At 33.9% G+C, this 16,310-nt stretch carries 14 protein-coding genes; 9 read left to right on the top strand and 5 right to left on the bottom strand.

The window, feature by feature from the left end:
* The first annotated feature begins 12 nt into the window (after positions 1-12).
* A complete protein-coding gene (locus tag B5X55_RS07730) occupies positions 13-1,035 on the top strand; it encodes a threonine aldolase family protein (protein WP_079512048.1) in 1,023 nt (340 codons plus the stop codon).
* A 2-nt stretch (positions 1,036-1,037) separates the two neighbouring features.
* Here B5X55_RS07730 and B5X55_RS07725 read toward each other — a convergent pair whose 3' ends face one another.
* Positions 1,038-1,352 (bottom strand): YegP family protein, encoded by a 315-nt coding sequence (locus B5X55_RS07725; protein ID WP_079512047.1) that lies wholly within the window; start codon positions 1,350-1,352, stop codon positions 1,038-1,040.
* A 187-nt stretch (positions 1,353-1,539) separates the two neighbouring features.
* On the opposite strand from B5X55_RS07725, the gene B5X55_RS07720 reads away from it, so the two are divergent.
* Positions 1,540-2,640 (top strand): OmpA family protein, encoded by a 1,101-nt coding sequence (locus tag B5X55_RS07720; RefSeq protein WP_079512046.1) that lies wholly within the window; start codon positions 1,540-1,542, stop codon positions 2,638-2,640.
* A gap of 68 nt (positions 2,641-2,708) precedes the next feature.
* On the opposite strand, the gene B5X55_RS07715 is transcribed toward B5X55_RS07720, so the two are convergent.
* Both B5X55_RS07715 and B5X55_RS07710 read right to left on the bottom strand, forming a co-directional pair.
* Entirely contained in the window at positions 2,709-3,161 is a 453-nt protein-coding gene (locus B5X55_RS07715; RefSeq protein ID WP_079512045.1) for a thioredoxin family protein, read from the bottom strand.
* Positions 3,162-3,202: 41 nt separating this feature from the next.
* Entirely contained in the window at positions 3,203-3,529 is a 327-nt protein-coding gene (locus B5X55_RS07710) for a YbaB/EbfC family nucleoid-associated protein (RefSeq protein WP_079512044.1), read from the bottom strand.
* A 126-nt stretch (positions 3,530-3,655) separates the two neighbouring features.
* On the opposite strand from B5X55_RS07710, the gene B5X55_RS07705 reads away from it, so the two are divergent.
* From B5X55_RS07705 to B5X55_RS07695, 3 genes are all read left to right on the top strand, one after another.
* The gene (locus B5X55_RS07705) at positions 3,656-5,713 is read left to right on the top strand and encodes a S9 family peptidase (protein WP_079512043.1); all 2,058 of its coding nucleotides are present in this window, start codon (positions 3,656-3,658) and stop codon (positions 5,711-5,713) included.
* Positions 5,714-5,791: 78 nt separating this feature from the next.
* A complete protein-coding gene (locus B5X55_RS07700) occupies positions 5,792-6,832 on the top strand; it encodes a cysteate synthase (RefSeq protein WP_079512042.1) in 1,041 nt (346 codons plus the stop codon).
* Positions 6,833-6,945: 113 nt separating this feature from the next.
* Entirely contained in the window at positions 6,946-8,205 is a 1,260-nt protein-coding gene (locus B5X55_RS07695; RefSeq protein WP_079512041.1) for a cysteate-C-fatty acyltransferase, read from the top strand.
* A 63-nt stretch (positions 8,206-8,268) separates the two neighbouring features.
* Here B5X55_RS07695 and B5X55_RS07690 read toward each other — a convergent pair whose 3' ends face one another.
* Positions 8,269-9,390: a GTP cyclohydrolase gene (locus tag B5X55_RS07690; protein WP_079512040.1), complete on the bottom strand. Its 1,122-nt coding sequence runs from the start codon at positions 9,388-9,390 to the stop codon at positions 8,269-8,271.
* A gap of 86 nt (positions 9,391-9,476) precedes the next feature.
* On the bottom strand, positions 9,477-10,559 hold the full coding sequence (locus B5X55_RS07685) for a transporter (RefSeq protein WP_079512039.1): 1,083 nt from the start codon (positions 10,557-10,559) through the stop codon (positions 9,477-9,479).
* A gap of 87 nt (positions 10,560-10,646) precedes the next feature.
* Here B5X55_RS07685 and B5X55_RS07680 point away from each other — a divergent pair, with 87 nt between their 5' ends.
* From B5X55_RS07680 to B5X55_RS07665, 4 genes are read left to right on the top strand one after another with little or no spacing between them, the layout of a single operon-like run.
* Positions 10,647-10,901 carry a DUF4834 domain-containing protein gene (locus tag B5X55_RS07680; protein ID WP_079512038.1) on the top strand — a complete coding sequence of 85 codons (255 nt, stop codon included), beginning with the start codon at positions 10,647-10,649 and terminating at the stop codon, positions 10,899-10,901.
* A 32-nt stretch (positions 10,902-10,933) separates the two neighbouring features.
* A complete protein-coding gene (locus B5X55_RS07675) occupies positions 10,934-13,369 on the top strand; it encodes a YfhO family protein (protein ID WP_079512037.1) in 2,436 nt (811 codons plus the stop codon).
* Positions 13,369-14,640 carry a glycosyltransferase family 4 protein gene (locus B5X55_RS07670; RefSeq protein ID WP_079512036.1) on the top strand — a complete coding sequence of 424 codons (1,272 nt, stop codon included), beginning with the start codon at positions 13,369-13,371 and terminating at the stop codon, positions 14,638-14,640. The genes B5X55_RS07675 and B5X55_RS07670 overlap by 1 nt, the downstream gene beginning before the upstream one ends.
* Complete coding sequence (locus B5X55_RS07665) at positions 14,640-16,094, top strand: oligosaccharide flippase family protein (protein WP_079512035.1); 1,455 nt, start codon at positions 14,640-14,642, stop codon at positions 16,092-16,094. Before B5X55_RS07670 ends, B5X55_RS07665 begins: the two co-directional genes overlap by 1 nt.
* The last annotated feature ends 216 nt before the right edge of the window (positions 16,095-16,310 follow it).

The raw sequence follows: 16,310 nt of genomic DNA, 5'->3' as shown, positions 1-16,310 counted from the left end.
TAAAAGGGCGTAATGCAAATAAACCTTATAAGTGACACGGTAACAAAACCAACACCTGGTATGTTAGATGCTATGATGTCGGCAGTTGTAGGTGATGATGTTTTTAAAGAAGACCCCACGGTAAATGCTTTAGAAGAAAAAGTAGCTAAGCTTTTTGGTATGGAATCTGCTTTATTTTTTCCAAGTGGCACAATGACTAACCAGACGGCTATTAAATTACATACACAACCTGGTGAACAACTTATTTGTGATAAATATGCCCATATCTATAATTATGAAGGCGGTGGAGTAAGTTTCAATAGCGGTGTTTCTTGTAGACTGGTAGATGGCAGTAGGGGTACAATGACAGCTGCTCAAGTAGAATCGGTAATAAACCCACCAGACTTTTATCATAGTCCGTTAACTACCTTAGTTTGTGTTGAAAATACTGCAAATAAAGGCGGCGGAACATGTTGGAATTTTCAAGAACTTGAAAAAATAAGGAAAGTTTGTGATGAACATCATTTAGGCTTTCACCTAGATGGTGCTCGTTTATGGAATGCGATAGTTGAAAAAAATGAGACAACACTTCAGTATGGTCAATTATTTGATACTATTAGCGTATGTTTGAGTAAAGGGCTTGGTTGTCCAGTTGGTTCATTGTTATTGGGAACCAAAGAACAAATGGATAAGGCAATTCGAATTCGAAAAATTTTTGGTGGCGGAATGCGTCAATCAGGATTTTTAGCTGCTGCGGCTATTTATGCCTTAGATAATCATATTGAACGATTGGCAGAAGATCACAAAAAAGCCCAAGAAATTGGGAAAGCATTGTTGGTAAAATCATTTATAAAAAAGGTGGAGCCAATTGAGACCAATATTGTCATATTTGAAATAGATGAGTCTTTTATGACTAGCGATACTTTTGTCAATAAACTTAAGGAAAAGGATATTTTAATCATCGGTATGGGACAAGGTAAATTAAGAATGGTCACTCATTTAGACTATACAGATGCAATGCACGATGAATTATTAAAACAATTGGCTGCGTTTTAAACTTATTGAAGACCTAGCTCAAGACTATTAGAAATATTTAAAATCCCGTTCTCCATACCTGCCTCTGAAGTATAAAGTCCACTAGAGCCTATCGTCATGCCGTTTTGGTTTTTTAACTCTACAAGAAATTTACCTTCGGTATTTGTCTTTCTTTCAAAAAATTTAGTTCTAGTATCTTTTAGGTCCTTAAAATCATTTAAGGTCTTATCTAAATCTTCTTTGCTCGAAAATGAAACACTTTTAAACAAGGTTTTACCATTCGTAGATTTTAATTTAAACGCAAATTTGCCGTCTTTTTTTTTATCAATTTTTATCATATCCTTAAAGGTAAATAATAATTCCTCTCGATTTTAGTGACCTTCTGAATAATAATGTGTCTTAGTAATTGAGGTAATCGGGTAGTTGGTTTCATATTGGAACTTAATTCGAATATCAATCAACCAAATCAGATTCCTCAAAACAATCTTAATAAATAACCATTAATAAATTTTAAACACTATCAAAATGAAAAAATTAGTATTCTTAGCAGTTGCATTTTCAGCTTCTTTTGCAATGGCTCAAGATTTGCCATCAAATCCTGAACCAGGTAAATGTTATGTGCGCTGTACAACACCTGATGTCTATGTGAACGAATCAACCACAATCACAACAAATCCGGCATACAAGGTGCTTAAGACAGTTCCTGCTACTTTTAAAACAATAACAGAGAGAGTATTAATTAAGGAAGAAGAGAAAGTACTTACCGTAGTTCCTGCAAAATGGGGAACTGAAACAGTAACATACGTGTCTAAAGCTGGTGGAAATTCTTTACAAGTGATACCTGCTGCGTTTTCCCCTAGTACACAAACTCTAGAAATTAAGCCTGCTTATGCTCAATGGGAATTAGGTGTTGCGGCTCCTGATTGTGAGTCAGGTAACCCAGATGATTGTAGATACTGGTGTTATAAAGGATATCCTGCACAATTCGAGACAGTTTCAACTCAAGTTCTTTCAAATGATGCTTCTACAACTAGTACTGCAATAGGTTCTAAAAATGGATCATATACAAAAACAGTTTTAATTTCTCCAGCAACTGTTGTTGAGAAAATTATTCCTGCTGAGTACAGAGAAATTACTAAAACGGTATTAGATAAAGATGCTTATACGACAGAAGTAACTGTTCCTGCTAAATCAACAACTATCACAAAAGAAGTTTTAAAGGAAAAAGGTGGATTAACAACTTGGAAAGAAGTAGAGTGTGCATTAGTTGAGTACCAAGCGTTACCTATTAACTGGGAGTCTGGTAGTGCTACATTAACTGCAGAAGCTAGAAACTTAATCGATAATAGGTTGTTACCTGTATTGGCCCAAAACCCAGGTGTTAAAGTCGAATTGGCTTCACATACAGATTCTCAAGGTGGTGCAGCTTCTAACCAAGATCTTTCTGAAAGAAGAGCTAAGGCTGTTGCTGATTACTTAATTACTAAGGGTGTAAACTCTAGTCTTTTAGTGGCAAATGGTTACGGTGAAACTAAATTGTTAAACAGATGTAAAGACGGTGTTTCTTGCACTGCAAGAGAGCATGCTGCGAACAGAAGAACTCAATTTAGATTAATTAATAACTAATCTTTATTATAATAGAAATGAAAAAGGCTTACATTATGTAAGCCTTTTTTTATGCGTAAAACTTAATGTTATTTGTTGTTTTTTAATAGTCGTAGATGCGAATCTATTACGCCATTCATACTATAACCAGATATTTCGTCAATTTCCTTTCCTTTAGAATCTAAAACTTTTAAAAGAGGGAAAACCTTTCTTTTGTTTAGTTTGGTAAGCAATTCTTTGTTGCGAGTAAACTGTTTTTCTGATAGCAAATCTTTATTTCTAGGTACATCGACATAAAGTAGAATATAATTGTCTGCTAATTCTTGAAATTCATTGGTGTCAAATAAATCAGTTTTCAGCATTTTGCATGGGGGACACCAATCACTTCCTGTAAAATAGACTAGTACATTTTTCTTTTGCTTCTTCGCTTTTGAAATAGCAGTATCGTAATCCGTCAACCATTTTGTATCATCTACACTGTCATAATCTGCCTGGGCAGTAATGAATAGGGGTAACATAAATAACAAGATAACGTATTTCATAATCTATATTTTATTGGTTATGTACAAAACACTTGCCAATCTTACTTGAATAACGAATCCATACCTGGAATATTGGGCATTCCTTCTTTTGCAACAGCCGCTAATTCTGCTTCATTAACATTTGTGGCGTTTTGTATGGCTTTGTTTAAAGTCATGATGAGGTAGTCTTCTAATTGTTCTTTGTCTTCCAAAAGACTGTCATCTATTGATATTTTCTTTATCTGTCTATTGGCTGTAATAGTTACAGATATTAGATTGTCATTTGATTTTTCTTCAAGTGTAACCGTTTCCAATCTTTTTTTAGTGGCTTCTACTTTTTGTTGGGTTTCTTTAAGTTTCCCCATCATTCCCATCATATCTCCGAACATAATTTATTTTTTAGATTTAGAATGTAAAAATAATAAAATTGAAGCCCATTTTTGTTTTTAGGTATTCTAAAAGGGGATCTGCGAATTAGCCTTATTTTTGCATGCTTATTATATAATGAACTTAATATGAGTCATAAGAATCCGCCAATAGCGAAAAAAGTAGAAAAAGAATTAATCATTCATGATGATGTTCGGTTGGATAATTATTATTGGCTTAATGACAAGGAGGATAAAGAAGTTATTTCATACCTAGAAGCTGAAAATTCTTATTATGAAACACTAACGGCGCATACTAAAAAGTTTCAAGAGAATTTATTTCAAGAAATGAAGGGTAGAATTAAAGAAGATGATTCTTCTGTGCCTTATAAATTAAATGATTATTGGTATAGCACGCGATACGTAATAGGGGGTGAGTACCCCTTGTATTCAAGGTTTAAGCAGCATTTAAACGCTGAAGAAGAAATAATGTTCAATGGTAATGATATGGCCAAGGGGCACGATTATTTCAGTCTTGGGGGTATTGCTATCAGCCCAGACAATAAATTAGCTGCATTTGGTGTAGATACCGTTTCAAGAAGACAATATACATTACAGATAAAAAATTTAGAAACTGGTATTGTTTTAGAAGATAAAATTGAAAATACAACAGGTGGTGGGGTATGGGCAAATGATAATATGACGTTGTTTTATACGAGGAAAGACCCAGTTACGCTTCGTTCTGATAAAATTTACAAGCATAAACTAGGTACGCCTACTTCTGAAGATGTTCTGATTTTTCATGAGGAGGATGATACGTTCAGTACTTTTATATATCGTACCAAATCGAAAAAGTATTTGGTTATAGGTTCGTTTAGTACGTTGACTTCGGAGTTTCAAATTTTACCTACAGATAATCCTGATGGTGAGTTTGTGGTTTTCTCTAAGAGAAAAAGAGGTCTAGAATATACTATTTTTCATTATGAGAATTACTTCTACATTTTAACGAATAAGGATAAAGCCGAGAATTTTAAATTAATGCAGACTTCGGAAGAAGAGACCGCATCTGAACATTGGCAAGAGTTTATTCCTCATCGTGAAGAAGTGTTACTAGAAGATATCGACATTTTTAAAGAATATTATGTGCTTTCTGAACGTGAAAATGGACTTAATAAGATTCGCATAATTAGATGGGACGGTACTGAGGAATACTTTTTACCATTTCAAAGTGAAACATATACTGCCTATGTAGGTAGTAATCCTGATTTTGATACTGAAATTTTAAGGTATTCATATAATTCAATGTCTACACCAAGTTCGGTCATCGATTTTAACATGCGTACCAAAGCGAAGGATATCAAGAAAGAACAGGAAGTACTCGGCGGTAAGTTTGGCAAGGAAAACTATAAAGAACTTCGTCTGTGGGCTACAGCTCGCGATGGTGAAAAGATACCCATGTCCTTGGTCTATAGAAAAGACACGGTCTTAGATGAAAATACACCTTTATTACAATATGCATATGGTTCTTATGGCGCTACAATAGATCCTTATTTTTCTAGTGTTCGTTTAAGTTTACTGGATCGTGGTTTTGTTTACGCCATTGCTCATATAAGAGGTGGAGAGTATTTAGGGCGAAGATGGTATGATAATGGTAAACTATTACAAAAGATAAACACCTTTACTGATTTTATAGATTGTTCTAAATTTTTAATCGAACAAAAAATGACTAGTGCTCAGCATTTATATGCTATGGGTGGGTCGGCAGGTGGCTTGCTTATGGGAGCCGTTATTAATATGCAGCCTAATATATATAAAGGCATAATTGCAGCAGTGCCCTTCGTTGATGTAGTAACCACTATGTTAGATGATTCTATTCCTCTAACAACTGGTGAGTATGATGAATGGGGAAATCCGAACGAAAAGGAGTATTACGATTATATGAAGTCTTATTCTCCTTATGATAATGTTATTGCACAAGAATATCCAAATATGTTGGTAACCACTGGTTTGCATGATTCTCAAGTACAATATTTTGAACCTGCTAAATGGATAGCCAAATTGAGGGATTTCAAAACAGATAATCATCAATTACTACTTAATACTAATATGGAGGCTGGCCATGGTGGTGCTTCTGGAAGGTTCGAATCTTTACGTGAAGTAGCCAAAGAATACGCCTTTCTTTTAGATTTAGAAGGAATAATCGCATAGTTGAAAAAAAATAGTAGCTTTGCGTCAGAAATTTTAACAAATTTCGTTAATAGAAATAACTAAACATTGATCCCCCTTATGAAAAATGAGATCAGGGCTTACAACAATATATTAGAGCTAGTAGGTAATACACCATTAGTTAAATTGAATAAGATTGCTGAAGGTCTAACCGGTAATTTTTACGCAAAGGTCGAGGCTTTTAATCCAGGTCATTCTTCTAAAGATAGAATAGCGATTCATATTATTGAGCAAGCAGAAAAAGCAGGTTTACTTACCGAAGGTAGTACCATTATTGAAACAACTTCTGGTAACACGGGTTTTAGTATTGCAATGGCTAGTATCATTAAAGGTTACGATTGCATTTTGGCTGTAAGTTCAAAATCATCTCCAGATAAAATTGATATGCTTCGCTCTATGGGTGCTAAGGTATATGTGTGTCCTGCACATGTAAGTGCTGATGACCCTAGGTCTTACTACGAAGTAGCAAAAAGATTACATAAAGAGACAAAAAACTCCATCTATATCAATCAATATTTCAACAAATTGAATATGGAGGCACACTATAAATCTACAGGTCCTGAAATTTGGGAACAAACCGGTGGGCAAATAACCCATTTAATTGCGTGTAGTGGAACAGGTGGTACTATTTCTGGTACAGCACGTTACTTGAAAGAGCAAAATCCTAATATTAAAGTTATTGGTGTTGATGCTTTTGGTTCAGTATTGAAGAAATATCATGAAACTGGAAAATTAGACACTAATGAAATTTATCCTTACCGTATTGAAGGTTTAGGTAAAAATTTGATTCCAGGAGCGACCGATTTTTCTATTATAGATGAGTTTATAAAGGTCACCGATGCTGAAAGTGCACATACGGCTAGAGAAATTTCTAGAACAGAAGGTATTTTTGCAGGATATACATGTGGTGCGGTAATGCAAGCTATTAAGCAATTAGACGAATTGAATACTTTTGATAAAAACAGTAATGTAATTGCTATTTTTCCTGATCATGGCTCTCGTTATATGAGCAAAATATATAGTGATCAGTGGATGGAGGATCAAGGATTCTTAAATACCACTGCGGTTGAAGAAACACAAGAGATTCAGTTTATCAAATAAACCATAGAACATATTGTAGAAAAAGTGGGTTTGTAGCCCACTTTTTTGCGTTATAAATTATTATGTATCCTAATCAAAATTATTTACTTTTGCATACAGAACCGAATTAAGCAATGAGAGACTTATTTGATAGAATTTTAGATAATAAAGGCCCTTTGGGTAAATGGGCTTCACAAGCAGAAGGGTATTTTGTATTTCCTAAGCTAGAAGGCCCTATTTCTAATAGAATGAAATTTCAAGGTAAAGATGTTATTACCTGGAGTATCAACGATTATTTAGGCTTGGCAAATCTTCCTGAAATTAAAAAGGTTGATGGCGAAGCTGCGGCAGAATATGGTGCAGCTTATCCTATGGGAGCAAGAATGATGAGTGGTCATACTGAATTTCATGAGCAATTAGAGCAAGAATGTGCGGCCTTTGTAGAAAAGGAAGCAGCCTATTTATTAAATTTTGGTTACCAAGGCTTTATGTCTGTAATAGACGCACTTGTAACAAAAGATGATATTATTGTATATGATGTTGATTGTCACGCTTGTATTATTGATGGCGTGCGTTTACACATGGGTAAACGATTTACCTTTGTTCACAATAATGTTGAGAGTCTTGAAAAGAACTTAGAGCGCGCTACTAAAATGGCAGATCAAACTGGAGGAGGTATTTTAGTTATATCTGAAGGTGTTTTTGGAATGCGAGGTGAACAAGGTATTCTTAAAGAGATTGTTGCTTTAAAGAAAAAATTTAATTTCAGATTATTAGTAGATGATGCACATGGTTTTGGAACTTTAGGTAAAACTGGAGCAGGAGCTGGGCAGGAGCAGGGGGTACAAGATCAAATTGATGTGTATTTGGCAACTTTCGCAAAATCTATGGCTAGTATAGGAGCTTTTGTAGCTGCTGACCAAGGTATTATTGACTACTTAAAATATAATTTACGTTCTCAAATGTTCGCTAAATCATTACCTATGGTTTATGTGAAAGGAGCATTGAAGCGTTTAGATATGTTACGCACACAACCAGAGCTTAAAGCTAAACTTTGGGAGAACGTAAATGCACTTCAAAATGGATTAAAGGAAAATGGATTTGATATAGGTACAACTACAAGTTGTGTAACTCCGGTTTATTTGAATGGAAGTATTCCAGAAGCAATGGCCTTAGTAAAAGACCTACGTGAAAATCATGGTATTTTCTGTTCTATTGTGGTGTATCCTGTTATTCCGAAGGGACTTATTTTATTACGTTTAATACCAACAGCAACCCATACTTTACAAGATGTTGAGGAGACTTTAACGGCATTCTCATCTATTCGTGAGCGTTTGACGAATGGAACTTATAAAAGACTTTCTGCTGCAGTTGCAGCGGCAATGGGAGAGTAATCTCAGGTCATAATAATTTTAAAAGCCCCGATTCAAATTTGAATCGGGGCTTTTTATTTGTGCTTATCTAAGTGATTTCTTATATGTTCTTCTACGTTTATAAATCACTGGATCGAAATGTTTCCACATTTGTTTAATCGCTAAGTTTTCTTCAAGTTCTGGAGTTCTATAGCACATATCGATACCTTTTTCGGTAAATGTTTTATAGTACTCATTAAAAATTACTGCCGTTACCCCTTTATTTTGATATTCAGGATGTATGCCTACAAGATAAAAGATAACATCTTTACTTTTCTTTTTAGCTTTTAAAAGGTGGTATAGACCAAAGGGAAACAATTTACCGTTCGCCTTCTGTAGGGCTTCAGAAAATGATGGCATTACAATTGCAAAAGCAATTAATTTATCGTCCTTGTCCTTAACGAACTTTATATATTCAGGATTTATGAAACTTATATATTTTTTCTTGAAATAAGCTTTTTGTATTTCAGTAATAGGTACGAATGAAGAAAGACTGGCATAGGTTTCATTGAATAAGTCGAACATTTCGTCAGCCAAAGGCATAACCTCCTTAGTTTTTGTGAAATTGACCTCTTTTAGTCCGTAGCGTCTTTTTATTAAATCATTCAGTTTTGAAAAAAGTTTCGGATCAGCATTTTTTGCTGGAAATTTATTTTCCATGTACTCCTTCTCCTTTTCAAATCCTAAATTTTCATAATGGTCTTTGTAATAGGGGTGGTTATACCAAGTAATCATCGTCCCTATATGGTCGAAACCTTCTACCAAAACACCTACTTTGTCTAAATTTGAAAAGCCTACGGGGCCTTCCATATATTCCAAGTTATGTTGATTCCCAATTTCAGCCACTTTGTCTAAAAGTGCTTTTGACACTGCAGGGTCATCAACAAAATCAAACCATCCAAAACGCATTTTTTTTACATTCTGTTGATTAACTTCTAATTGATTTATTACTGCGGCAACACGACCTACTAATTTATCACCATCAAAGGCAAGAAAAAACCAAGCTTCGGCATCTTTAAAAACAGGATTTTTATTCTTATCAAAACTTTCCAGTTCATCATTAATAATAGGTGGTACCCAATACTTATTGTTTTTGTACAGTGAAAATGGAAAGGTTACAAAGCGCTTTAAGTCTTGCTTTGATTTAGCTTCATGTAGTGTGATCATTGAACTTCTTTAGAAGTGTCAATATTAGGAATATTAATCAGAACAGAAAAGGGGTATAGAATGAAAATGAGTTAGAAATTTTAGTATTAAAAGTCTATTTCGCTACTCTCTCTCTTCTTCTTCTTTTCTGCCTTCTTTAATTTTTTAAGCTGTTTTTTTGAAGGTCCAAGATCAATATCTTCAGCTCCGTTGCCTTTGTTCTTTTTCTTTTTGTCTTTTTTCATGGCGTCCTTATTAATAGCACCACCATTTTGATCAGCTTCTTGATCTTCAATTGCAATTAGGCTGTCTTGATGAAAATCCATTCTATATGAACCTCCTAGTCCGATGAAAATTCGGGAAGGTGTATTTTTTAAACTTGCCCCCATATTAAAATCTAACTGTAGGTTTTCTTTTAGTAAATGGGCAATACCTCCTCTAATCAATAAATCGGCATATCTATCGCTTTGTATACCTTGGTGTTCAACAAATACACTCCACTTTGGGTTTCTAAAAGCGTGAGATAAGGAAATTAAATAACTTAACTCAGGGTCATCAGAACTAATACGGTCGTAAGCAGTATTGGTTATAAGAACGAATCTTGGTGTAATACGACTTTGAGTAGCTATCATACCTCGGTATGATAGGGTTGGTTCGCCAACATAAAAAGGATTGTCGCCAAGCACGAAATTAGCACCACCATATAATGAAACAGCCGGTATTAAATTTTTAAACTGAAATTTATTATTTGCTCTCCAGCTATATAAATTTGGTTTATTCGCTTCTGGATTTTTGAACGGATCGTAGATTAAATATTTTAGACCCAATCGGTTTCTAGAAAAATCTCTACGCTTTGCTAAGAGATTAAAATTTGTGTAAGTGATATCTTGATCTTGAAAAGTACCTTCAAAATTGATTTCTAATCGTTCAAATAATAATCCATAACGTAATGAAATGTCACTCGCCCAAATATCAGATTGAGTGTTTAATAAAGTGTGGTCGCGCTGTTCATAGAATACACCTAACTCTGCTTGGACTACATTTTTTCCAACGGCGTATGCACTTACCGAAAGACCTGGTCTGTTAGAATTTATAACATCTGTGTATTGTGAAATAACAGCCAAGGGTAGTAATAGTAGAATGCTTAATACGTATTGATATAATTTAGAGTAGACAAATAAACTATTCATGAACACGATTTTATAATTATTTTAATATTATGATTCTATTTATACAACGTGATAATTGTATTTTTGATATACTTAGACAGTAATAAAATGGCTTTTTTAAAAACTATATTGATAATTCTTTTGGTGTATTACTTACTAAAATTTTTAGTAAAGTTATTTGCGCCAAAAATTTTAAGCTATGCAGCAAAGAAAACAGAATCGCATTTTAAGCAAGCTTTTGATAATCAACGAGCTTCAGAGGAGGAAAATATTGGAGACGTTATTATAAATAAAAAAACTTCAAAGAAAAAAAACGATTCAGAAAAAGTAGGCGATTACATTGATTTTGAAGAGCTAGACTAGTTATCTTTGCTAAAACACTACTTATTTTGCACATGAAGCAAGGCTTAAAATTCTTTTTCATCCATTTTTTTGTAATTGTATTTTTTATCATTGGTGCTTTGGCATACTTCAGCCCTGTGCTTCAAGGTAAAGTAATGTACCAGCATGATATTGCCCAATACACTGGGATGGCAAAGGAACAGAACGATTTCAGAAAATCGAAGGACCAAGAACCATATTGGACAAATAGCGCATTCGGTGGTATGCCCACTTATCAATTAGGCGCAAATTATCCTCATAATTATATTAAACAACTCGACCGATTAATTCGATTTTTACCAAGACCTGCAGATTATCTATTTTTATATTTTATAGGATTTTATATTCTTCTTTGTTGTTTGAAAGTCGATTATCGTTTAGCCATAGTAGGAGCTTTAGCTTTTGGTTTTTCAACATACCTTATAATTATATTAGGTGCGGGGCACAACGCAAAAGCTCATGCTATAGCCTATTTGCCAGTTCTTTTGGCAGGTATTGTTCTTGTTTTTAGGAAAAAATATCTTTGGGGTTTTGTTTTAACGGCTTTGGCAATGGCTTTAGAAATTACTGCCAATCATTATCAAATGACCTATTACTTTATGCTACTGGTACTTGTCTTGGGTATGGTGTATTTTATTTATGCAATTAAGGAAAGACAAATTAAGCATTTTTTCATTTCTGTGGGTATCTTGTTACTGGCAGTTACTCTTGGTATCTCGGCAAATGCTACGGGCCTAATGGCTACTAAAGAGTATGCGGATTGGAGTACACGTGGTAAAAGTGAATTGACCATAAATCCAGATGGTTCTGCAAAAGAAGATACGGGTGGTTTAAGTAAAGAATATATAACGAATTGGAGTTACGGTATTACAGAATCATTGAATTTGTTTGTGCCTCGTCTTTTTGGTGGAGCAAGTCAAGAAAACTTAGGTGAAGATTCGAAATCTTTTAATTATTTAATTGACAAAGGCTTGCCAAGATCAAGCGCTTTAAATTTTGTAAGTGGTTTACCTTTATATTGGGGTGATCAACCAGGTACGTCAGGACCGGCTTATTTAGGTGCTGTAATATTTTTTCTTTTTGTCTTAGGATTGTTTTTGGTAAAAGGTAGGCACAAATGGTGGCTATTAATAGGTTCGTTAGTATCCTTGTTATTGTCGTGGGGAAAAAATTTCAGCTCGCTTACTGATTTCATGATTGACTATTTTCCGTTATATGATAAGTTTAGGGCAGTTTCTTCCATTCAAATTGTATTAGAGCTTTGTGTACCTATTTTGGCAATGTTAGCGTTGAAAAAGTTGTTTATGGACAAAGTTCCGCAAGCGGATAAAATTAAATCTTTGACTTTAGCTGCGGGAACTGTTTTTGGCTTAGGCGTATTATTATTCGTATTTAAGGGAGCTTTTAATTTCGTTGGTGCAAATGATGATAATTTGCGAATGACAGGGTTAGAAGAGCTACCTGAGATGTTACGCTTGGATCGTAAAAGTGTTTATACAAGTGATTTATTACGCTCGCTGGGGTATGTTTTGGTTACTTCAGTACTGATATGGTTTTATTTGAAGGAGAAATTGAAGATGAATTTCATAATTATTGCTATTGGAGTTCTAGTTGTGGTTGATTTAGTCGGAGTCGATTTGCGTTATGTGAACAACGATAACTTTGTTTCTAAACGTAAAATGTTAGAACCATTTCAAGAAACTGATGCAGACAAGCTGATTGCTAAAGACGATGGAGTATTTCGTGTTTTTGACCAAACCGACGGTTTTGATTCAGCTAAAACAGCATATTTTCATCAGAGTATAACTGGCTATCATGCTGCAAAACCAGCTGGCATGCAAGATTTATTCAATTTTCATGTGTACAATGGAAATCTGACCGTTTTGAACATGTTAAATGTAAAATATGTAATTAGGCAAGATCAAGAAGGTAATTCTTTTCCAATCGAAAATCCGAATACAAATGGTAATGCCTGGTTTGTAAAACAGCTAAGACCTGTTGAAAATGCCGACGCTGAGATTATGGCGTTAGACAGTTTAGACACCAAGAATGTTGCAGTTGTAAATACATCTACATTTAAAGATATTACTCAATTACAATTTCAAGTTGATTCTACAGCATCAATTTCTTTAATTGATTATGAGCCAAATCATCTTACCTATGCATCAAAGAATAGTAATGAAGGTGTTGCCGTTTTTTCAGAGATGTATTATAAGAATGGATGGAATGCTTATATAGATGGTGTAAAGCGTGATTATTTTAAAGTTGATTATGTGCTTAGAGCTCTAACTGTTCCTTCAGGAGCGCATAAAATAGAATTTAAGTTTGAACCTCAAGTTGTTGTTCAGGGTAGTAAAATAACCCTTGCAAGTACAATTTTACTAGGCCTTGTAATCGTTGGCGGTTTGGGTTTTTCTTTTTGGAAGCCTAAAAAAGAAGAAGAAAATTAATGAGAAAAGTTCTGGTCATTACGTATTATTGGCCACCCGCTGGCGGACCAGGTGTACAGCGTTGGCTCAAATTCGTAAAGTATCTTAGAGATTTTGATATTGAACCCGTACTGTACATTCCTGAGAATCCTGATTATCCTCTTATCGACAATACATTTTTAAAGGAGATTCCGAACGATTTAATTATCTACAAGCATCTTATAAAGGAACCATATCGATTGGCTTCTATATTTTCTAGTAAGAAGACGAAACGTATTAGTTCAGGTATCATTCAGTCTAAGAATCAGTCGTTTACTGAAAAAATATTTCTTTGGATTCGGGGTAACCTCTTTATTCCTGATGCTAGAAAGTTTTGGATAAAACCATCAGTTAATTATTTGAAGGGTGTATTAGAAAAAGAAGGAATAGATACGATAATTACTACTGGACCGCCGCATAGTGTTCATCTTATTGGTTATTATTTAAAGCAGACAAAAGCTGTAAATTGGATTGCTGATTTTAGAGATCCTTGGACTACAATAGGTTATCATAAAAAATTAAAGCTTACTTCTTCTTCTGAAAAAAAACATAAGCGACTAGAGTCTACTGTACTTAATTCTGCCGATAAAATTATAGTAACCAGTGCTACTACTAAAAGAGAGTTTCAGCAAATTACGAATCAGCCCATTCAAGTAATTACTAATGGTTTTGATAGTAATGTCTCAATGAATCAAAATCTTGATGAAAAATTTACCATTTCTCATATTGGGTCTATGCTTACAGGGCGTAACCCTACTAAATTATGGCAGGTTTTATCAGAATTGTTGAAACAGAATAGTGATTTTAAAAATGCCTTACAGTTACAATTTATTGGCGTAATTAGTAATGATGTATTGCAGTCGTTGAATGATTTAGGTTTACAAAACCATATTGAGGTTATTGGATACGTTTCGCATGAAAAAGCTTTAGAATATCAAAAGGTTTCGCAAATTTTGCTTTTAGTAGAGATAGATTCACAAGAAACTATTGGAATAATACCCGGGAAATTATTCGAATATATGGCGGCAAAACGACCTATTTTAGGGGTAGGACCTAAAAATTGGGAAGTTGCTGATATTGTAACCAGTACCAAATCAGGTTGCATATTTGAACATTCAGATGATATTGCCCTTAAAAACGTACTTTTAGATTGGTTTGCTCAATTTCAAAAAGGGGAATTATCAGTATCCTCTAAAAATATAGAGGAATATAGCAGAAGAGAACTCACTCGAAAATTGGCTGAATATATTTAATGGGTATCATACTAAAACAATCATTGAATAATACTATTGTAACCTATATCGGTTTTGCGATAGGGGCGGTCAATACCTTGTTTTTGTATACAAATTTTATGCAGCCCAATAATTACGGACTTATTCAAGTTATTTTATCGGTTTCTGCTGTGCTGATGCCAATTCTTGCATTTGGGGTGCCTAATAGTTTAGTGAAATTCTATTCTAGTTTTAAGAATGATAGTTCTCAAGACGGTTTTTTAACTTTAATGCTTGTTCTTCCATTAGTACTCATAATTCCTATAGGCATACTCAGTTATTTTGCAAATGAAGCTATAGGTAACCTGCTATCGAAAGAGAATGATATAGTTAGAGATTATGTATGGCATATTTTCTTTGTAGGTATGGCCATGGCTTATTTCGAAGTATTTTATGCTTGGGCAAGAATTCGAATGAAGTCTATGTTTGGCAATTTTATGAAAGAGGTTTTTTGCAGAATCGCTCAAACCATTTTGCTAATACTATTATGGTTCAAGATTATTGATATTGAGTTTTTTATTAATGGCTTGGTTGGGTGCTATATAGTAAGAACTGTAATCATGAAAATCTATGCTTACCAACTGCGTAAACCAAAACTTAATTTTAGTTTTCCAGAAAACTGGCAGAGCATTGTAAAGTATAGTGCTTTAATTATTTTAGGAGGTTCAACGGCCATAGTTCTTATGGAGGTTGACAAGGTTATGTTGAATAATTTTCTAAAGATTGAAAATGTTGCTTATTATGCTGTTGCCGGATTTATTGCATCGACCATTGCTGTACCATCTAGAGCCATGCATCAAATAACTTATCCGTTAACGGCAACATATTTAAATGATAAAAATAAATCAGCTTTGAAAGAATTGTATCAAAAAAGTTCTTTGACGCTTTTCATTATATCAGGCCTACTTTTTCTATTAATTCTTCTTAATCTAAGTGAATTATATGAATTGCTTCCTGAAAATTATTCAGGTGGTTTTATGATTGTTTTTTGGATAGGATTGGCAAAAGTTTACGATTCTCTTTTGGGTAATAATAATTCCATATTATTTAATTCAGACTACTATAGGTCTATATTGTTTTTCGGAGTTTTATTAGCTGCCTTGGCAATAGTTTTCAACTTATGGCTTATACCAACTTATGGTATAGATGGTGCTGCAATAGCAAGTTTTACTGCATTTTTTATTTATAATACGTTGAAATTAATTTATGTGAAGGCAAAGTTTAAAATTGTTCCTTTCACCCATGAAACTTGGAAAGTTTTTGCATTATTGATTATTGTCGGTGTATTATTTTCAATATTCTCGCTCCCTTTTCATCCCATCATTAATATTGCGGTCAAAAGTATATTGATGATAATTATGTATCTAGGTGTACTTTATAGATTTAAGATATCTGAAGATGTATATGGCTTTTTAAACAAATACTTAAGCCGATAATTAGATCTTAGTTTCTGCTTTTTCATGGGAAAGTTGTATACCGTATTGCTGCTTATGAATTTCCGCGATAATTAAGAAAATACTTGTGATTGAAGTCCTAAGTAACAAGAGGTATATGGGAGCATATATGTTAAAATCAACCTACCTAGAAATAGGATAAAAGTCAGAATTATAAGCTGTCTAATAATCTTGTGATTTATTCTTTTCATATATGGG

This window comes from Maribacter arcticus, from assembly GCF_900167935.1.
GTDB lineage: Bacteria > Bacteroidota > Bacteroidia > Flavobacteriales > Flavobacteriaceae > Maribacter > Maribacter arcticus.
The sequence above is the reverse complement of the archived record's forward strand: the minus strand, read 5'-3'. Positions and strand labels throughout refer to the sequence as shown.

What these genes read in the sequence shown, in the direction of transcription:
- B5X55_RS07730 (WP_079512048.1), top strand. Translation starts at nt 13, where the DNA reads ATGCAAATAAACCTTATAAGTGACACGGTAACAAAACCAACACCTGGT.
- B5X55_RS07725 (WP_079512047.1), bottom strand. Translation starts at nt 1,352, where the DNA reads ATGATAAAAATTGATAAAAAAAAAGACGGCAAATTTGCGTTTAAATTA.
- B5X55_RS07720 (WP_079512046.1), top strand. Translation starts at nt 1,540, where the DNA reads ATGAAAAAATTAGTATTCTTAGCAGTTGCATTTTCAGCTTCTTTTGCA.
- B5X55_RS07715 (WP_079512045.1), bottom strand. Translation starts at nt 3,161, where the DNA reads ATGAAATACGTTATCTTGTTATTTATGTTACCCCTATTCATTACTGCC.
- B5X55_RS07710 (WP_079512044.1), bottom strand. Translation starts at nt 3,529, where the DNA reads ATGTTCGGAGATATGATGGGAATGATGGGGAAACTTAAAGAAACCCAA.
- B5X55_RS07705 (WP_079512043.1), top strand. Translation starts at nt 3,656, where the DNA reads ATGAGTCATAAGAATCCGCCAATAGCGAAAAAAGTAGAAAAAGAATTA.
- B5X55_RS07700 (WP_079512042.1), top strand. Translation starts at nt 5,792, where the DNA reads ATGAAAAATGAGATCAGGGCTTACAACAATATATTAGAGCTAGTAGGT.
- B5X55_RS07695 (WP_079512041.1), top strand. Translation starts at nt 6,946, where the DNA reads ATGAGAGACTTATTTGATAGAATTTTAGATAATAAAGGCCCTTTGGGT.
- B5X55_RS07690 (WP_079512040.1), bottom strand. Translation starts at nt 9,390, where the DNA reads ATGATCACACTACATGAAGCTAAATCAAAGCAAGACTTAAAGCGCTTT.
- B5X55_RS07685 (WP_079512039.1), bottom strand. Translation starts at nt 10,559, where the DNA reads ATGAATAGTTTATTTGTCTACTCTAAATTATATCAATACGTATTAAGC.
- B5X55_RS07680 (WP_079512038.1), top strand. Translation starts at nt 10,647, where the DNA reads ATGGCTTTTTTAAAAACTATATTGATAATTCTTTTGGTGTATTACTTA.
- B5X55_RS07675 (WP_079512037.1), top strand. Translation starts at nt 10,934, where the DNA reads ATGAAGCAAGGCTTAAAATTCTTTTTCATCCATTTTTTTGTAATTGTA.
- B5X55_RS07670 (WP_079512036.1), top strand. Translation starts at nt 13,369, where the DNA reads ATGAGAAAAGTTCTGGTCATTACGTATTATTGGCCACCCGCTGGCGGA.
- B5X55_RS07665 (WP_079512035.1), top strand. Translation starts at nt 14,640, where the DNA reads ATGGGTATCATACTAAAACAATCATTGAATAATACTATTGTAACCTAT.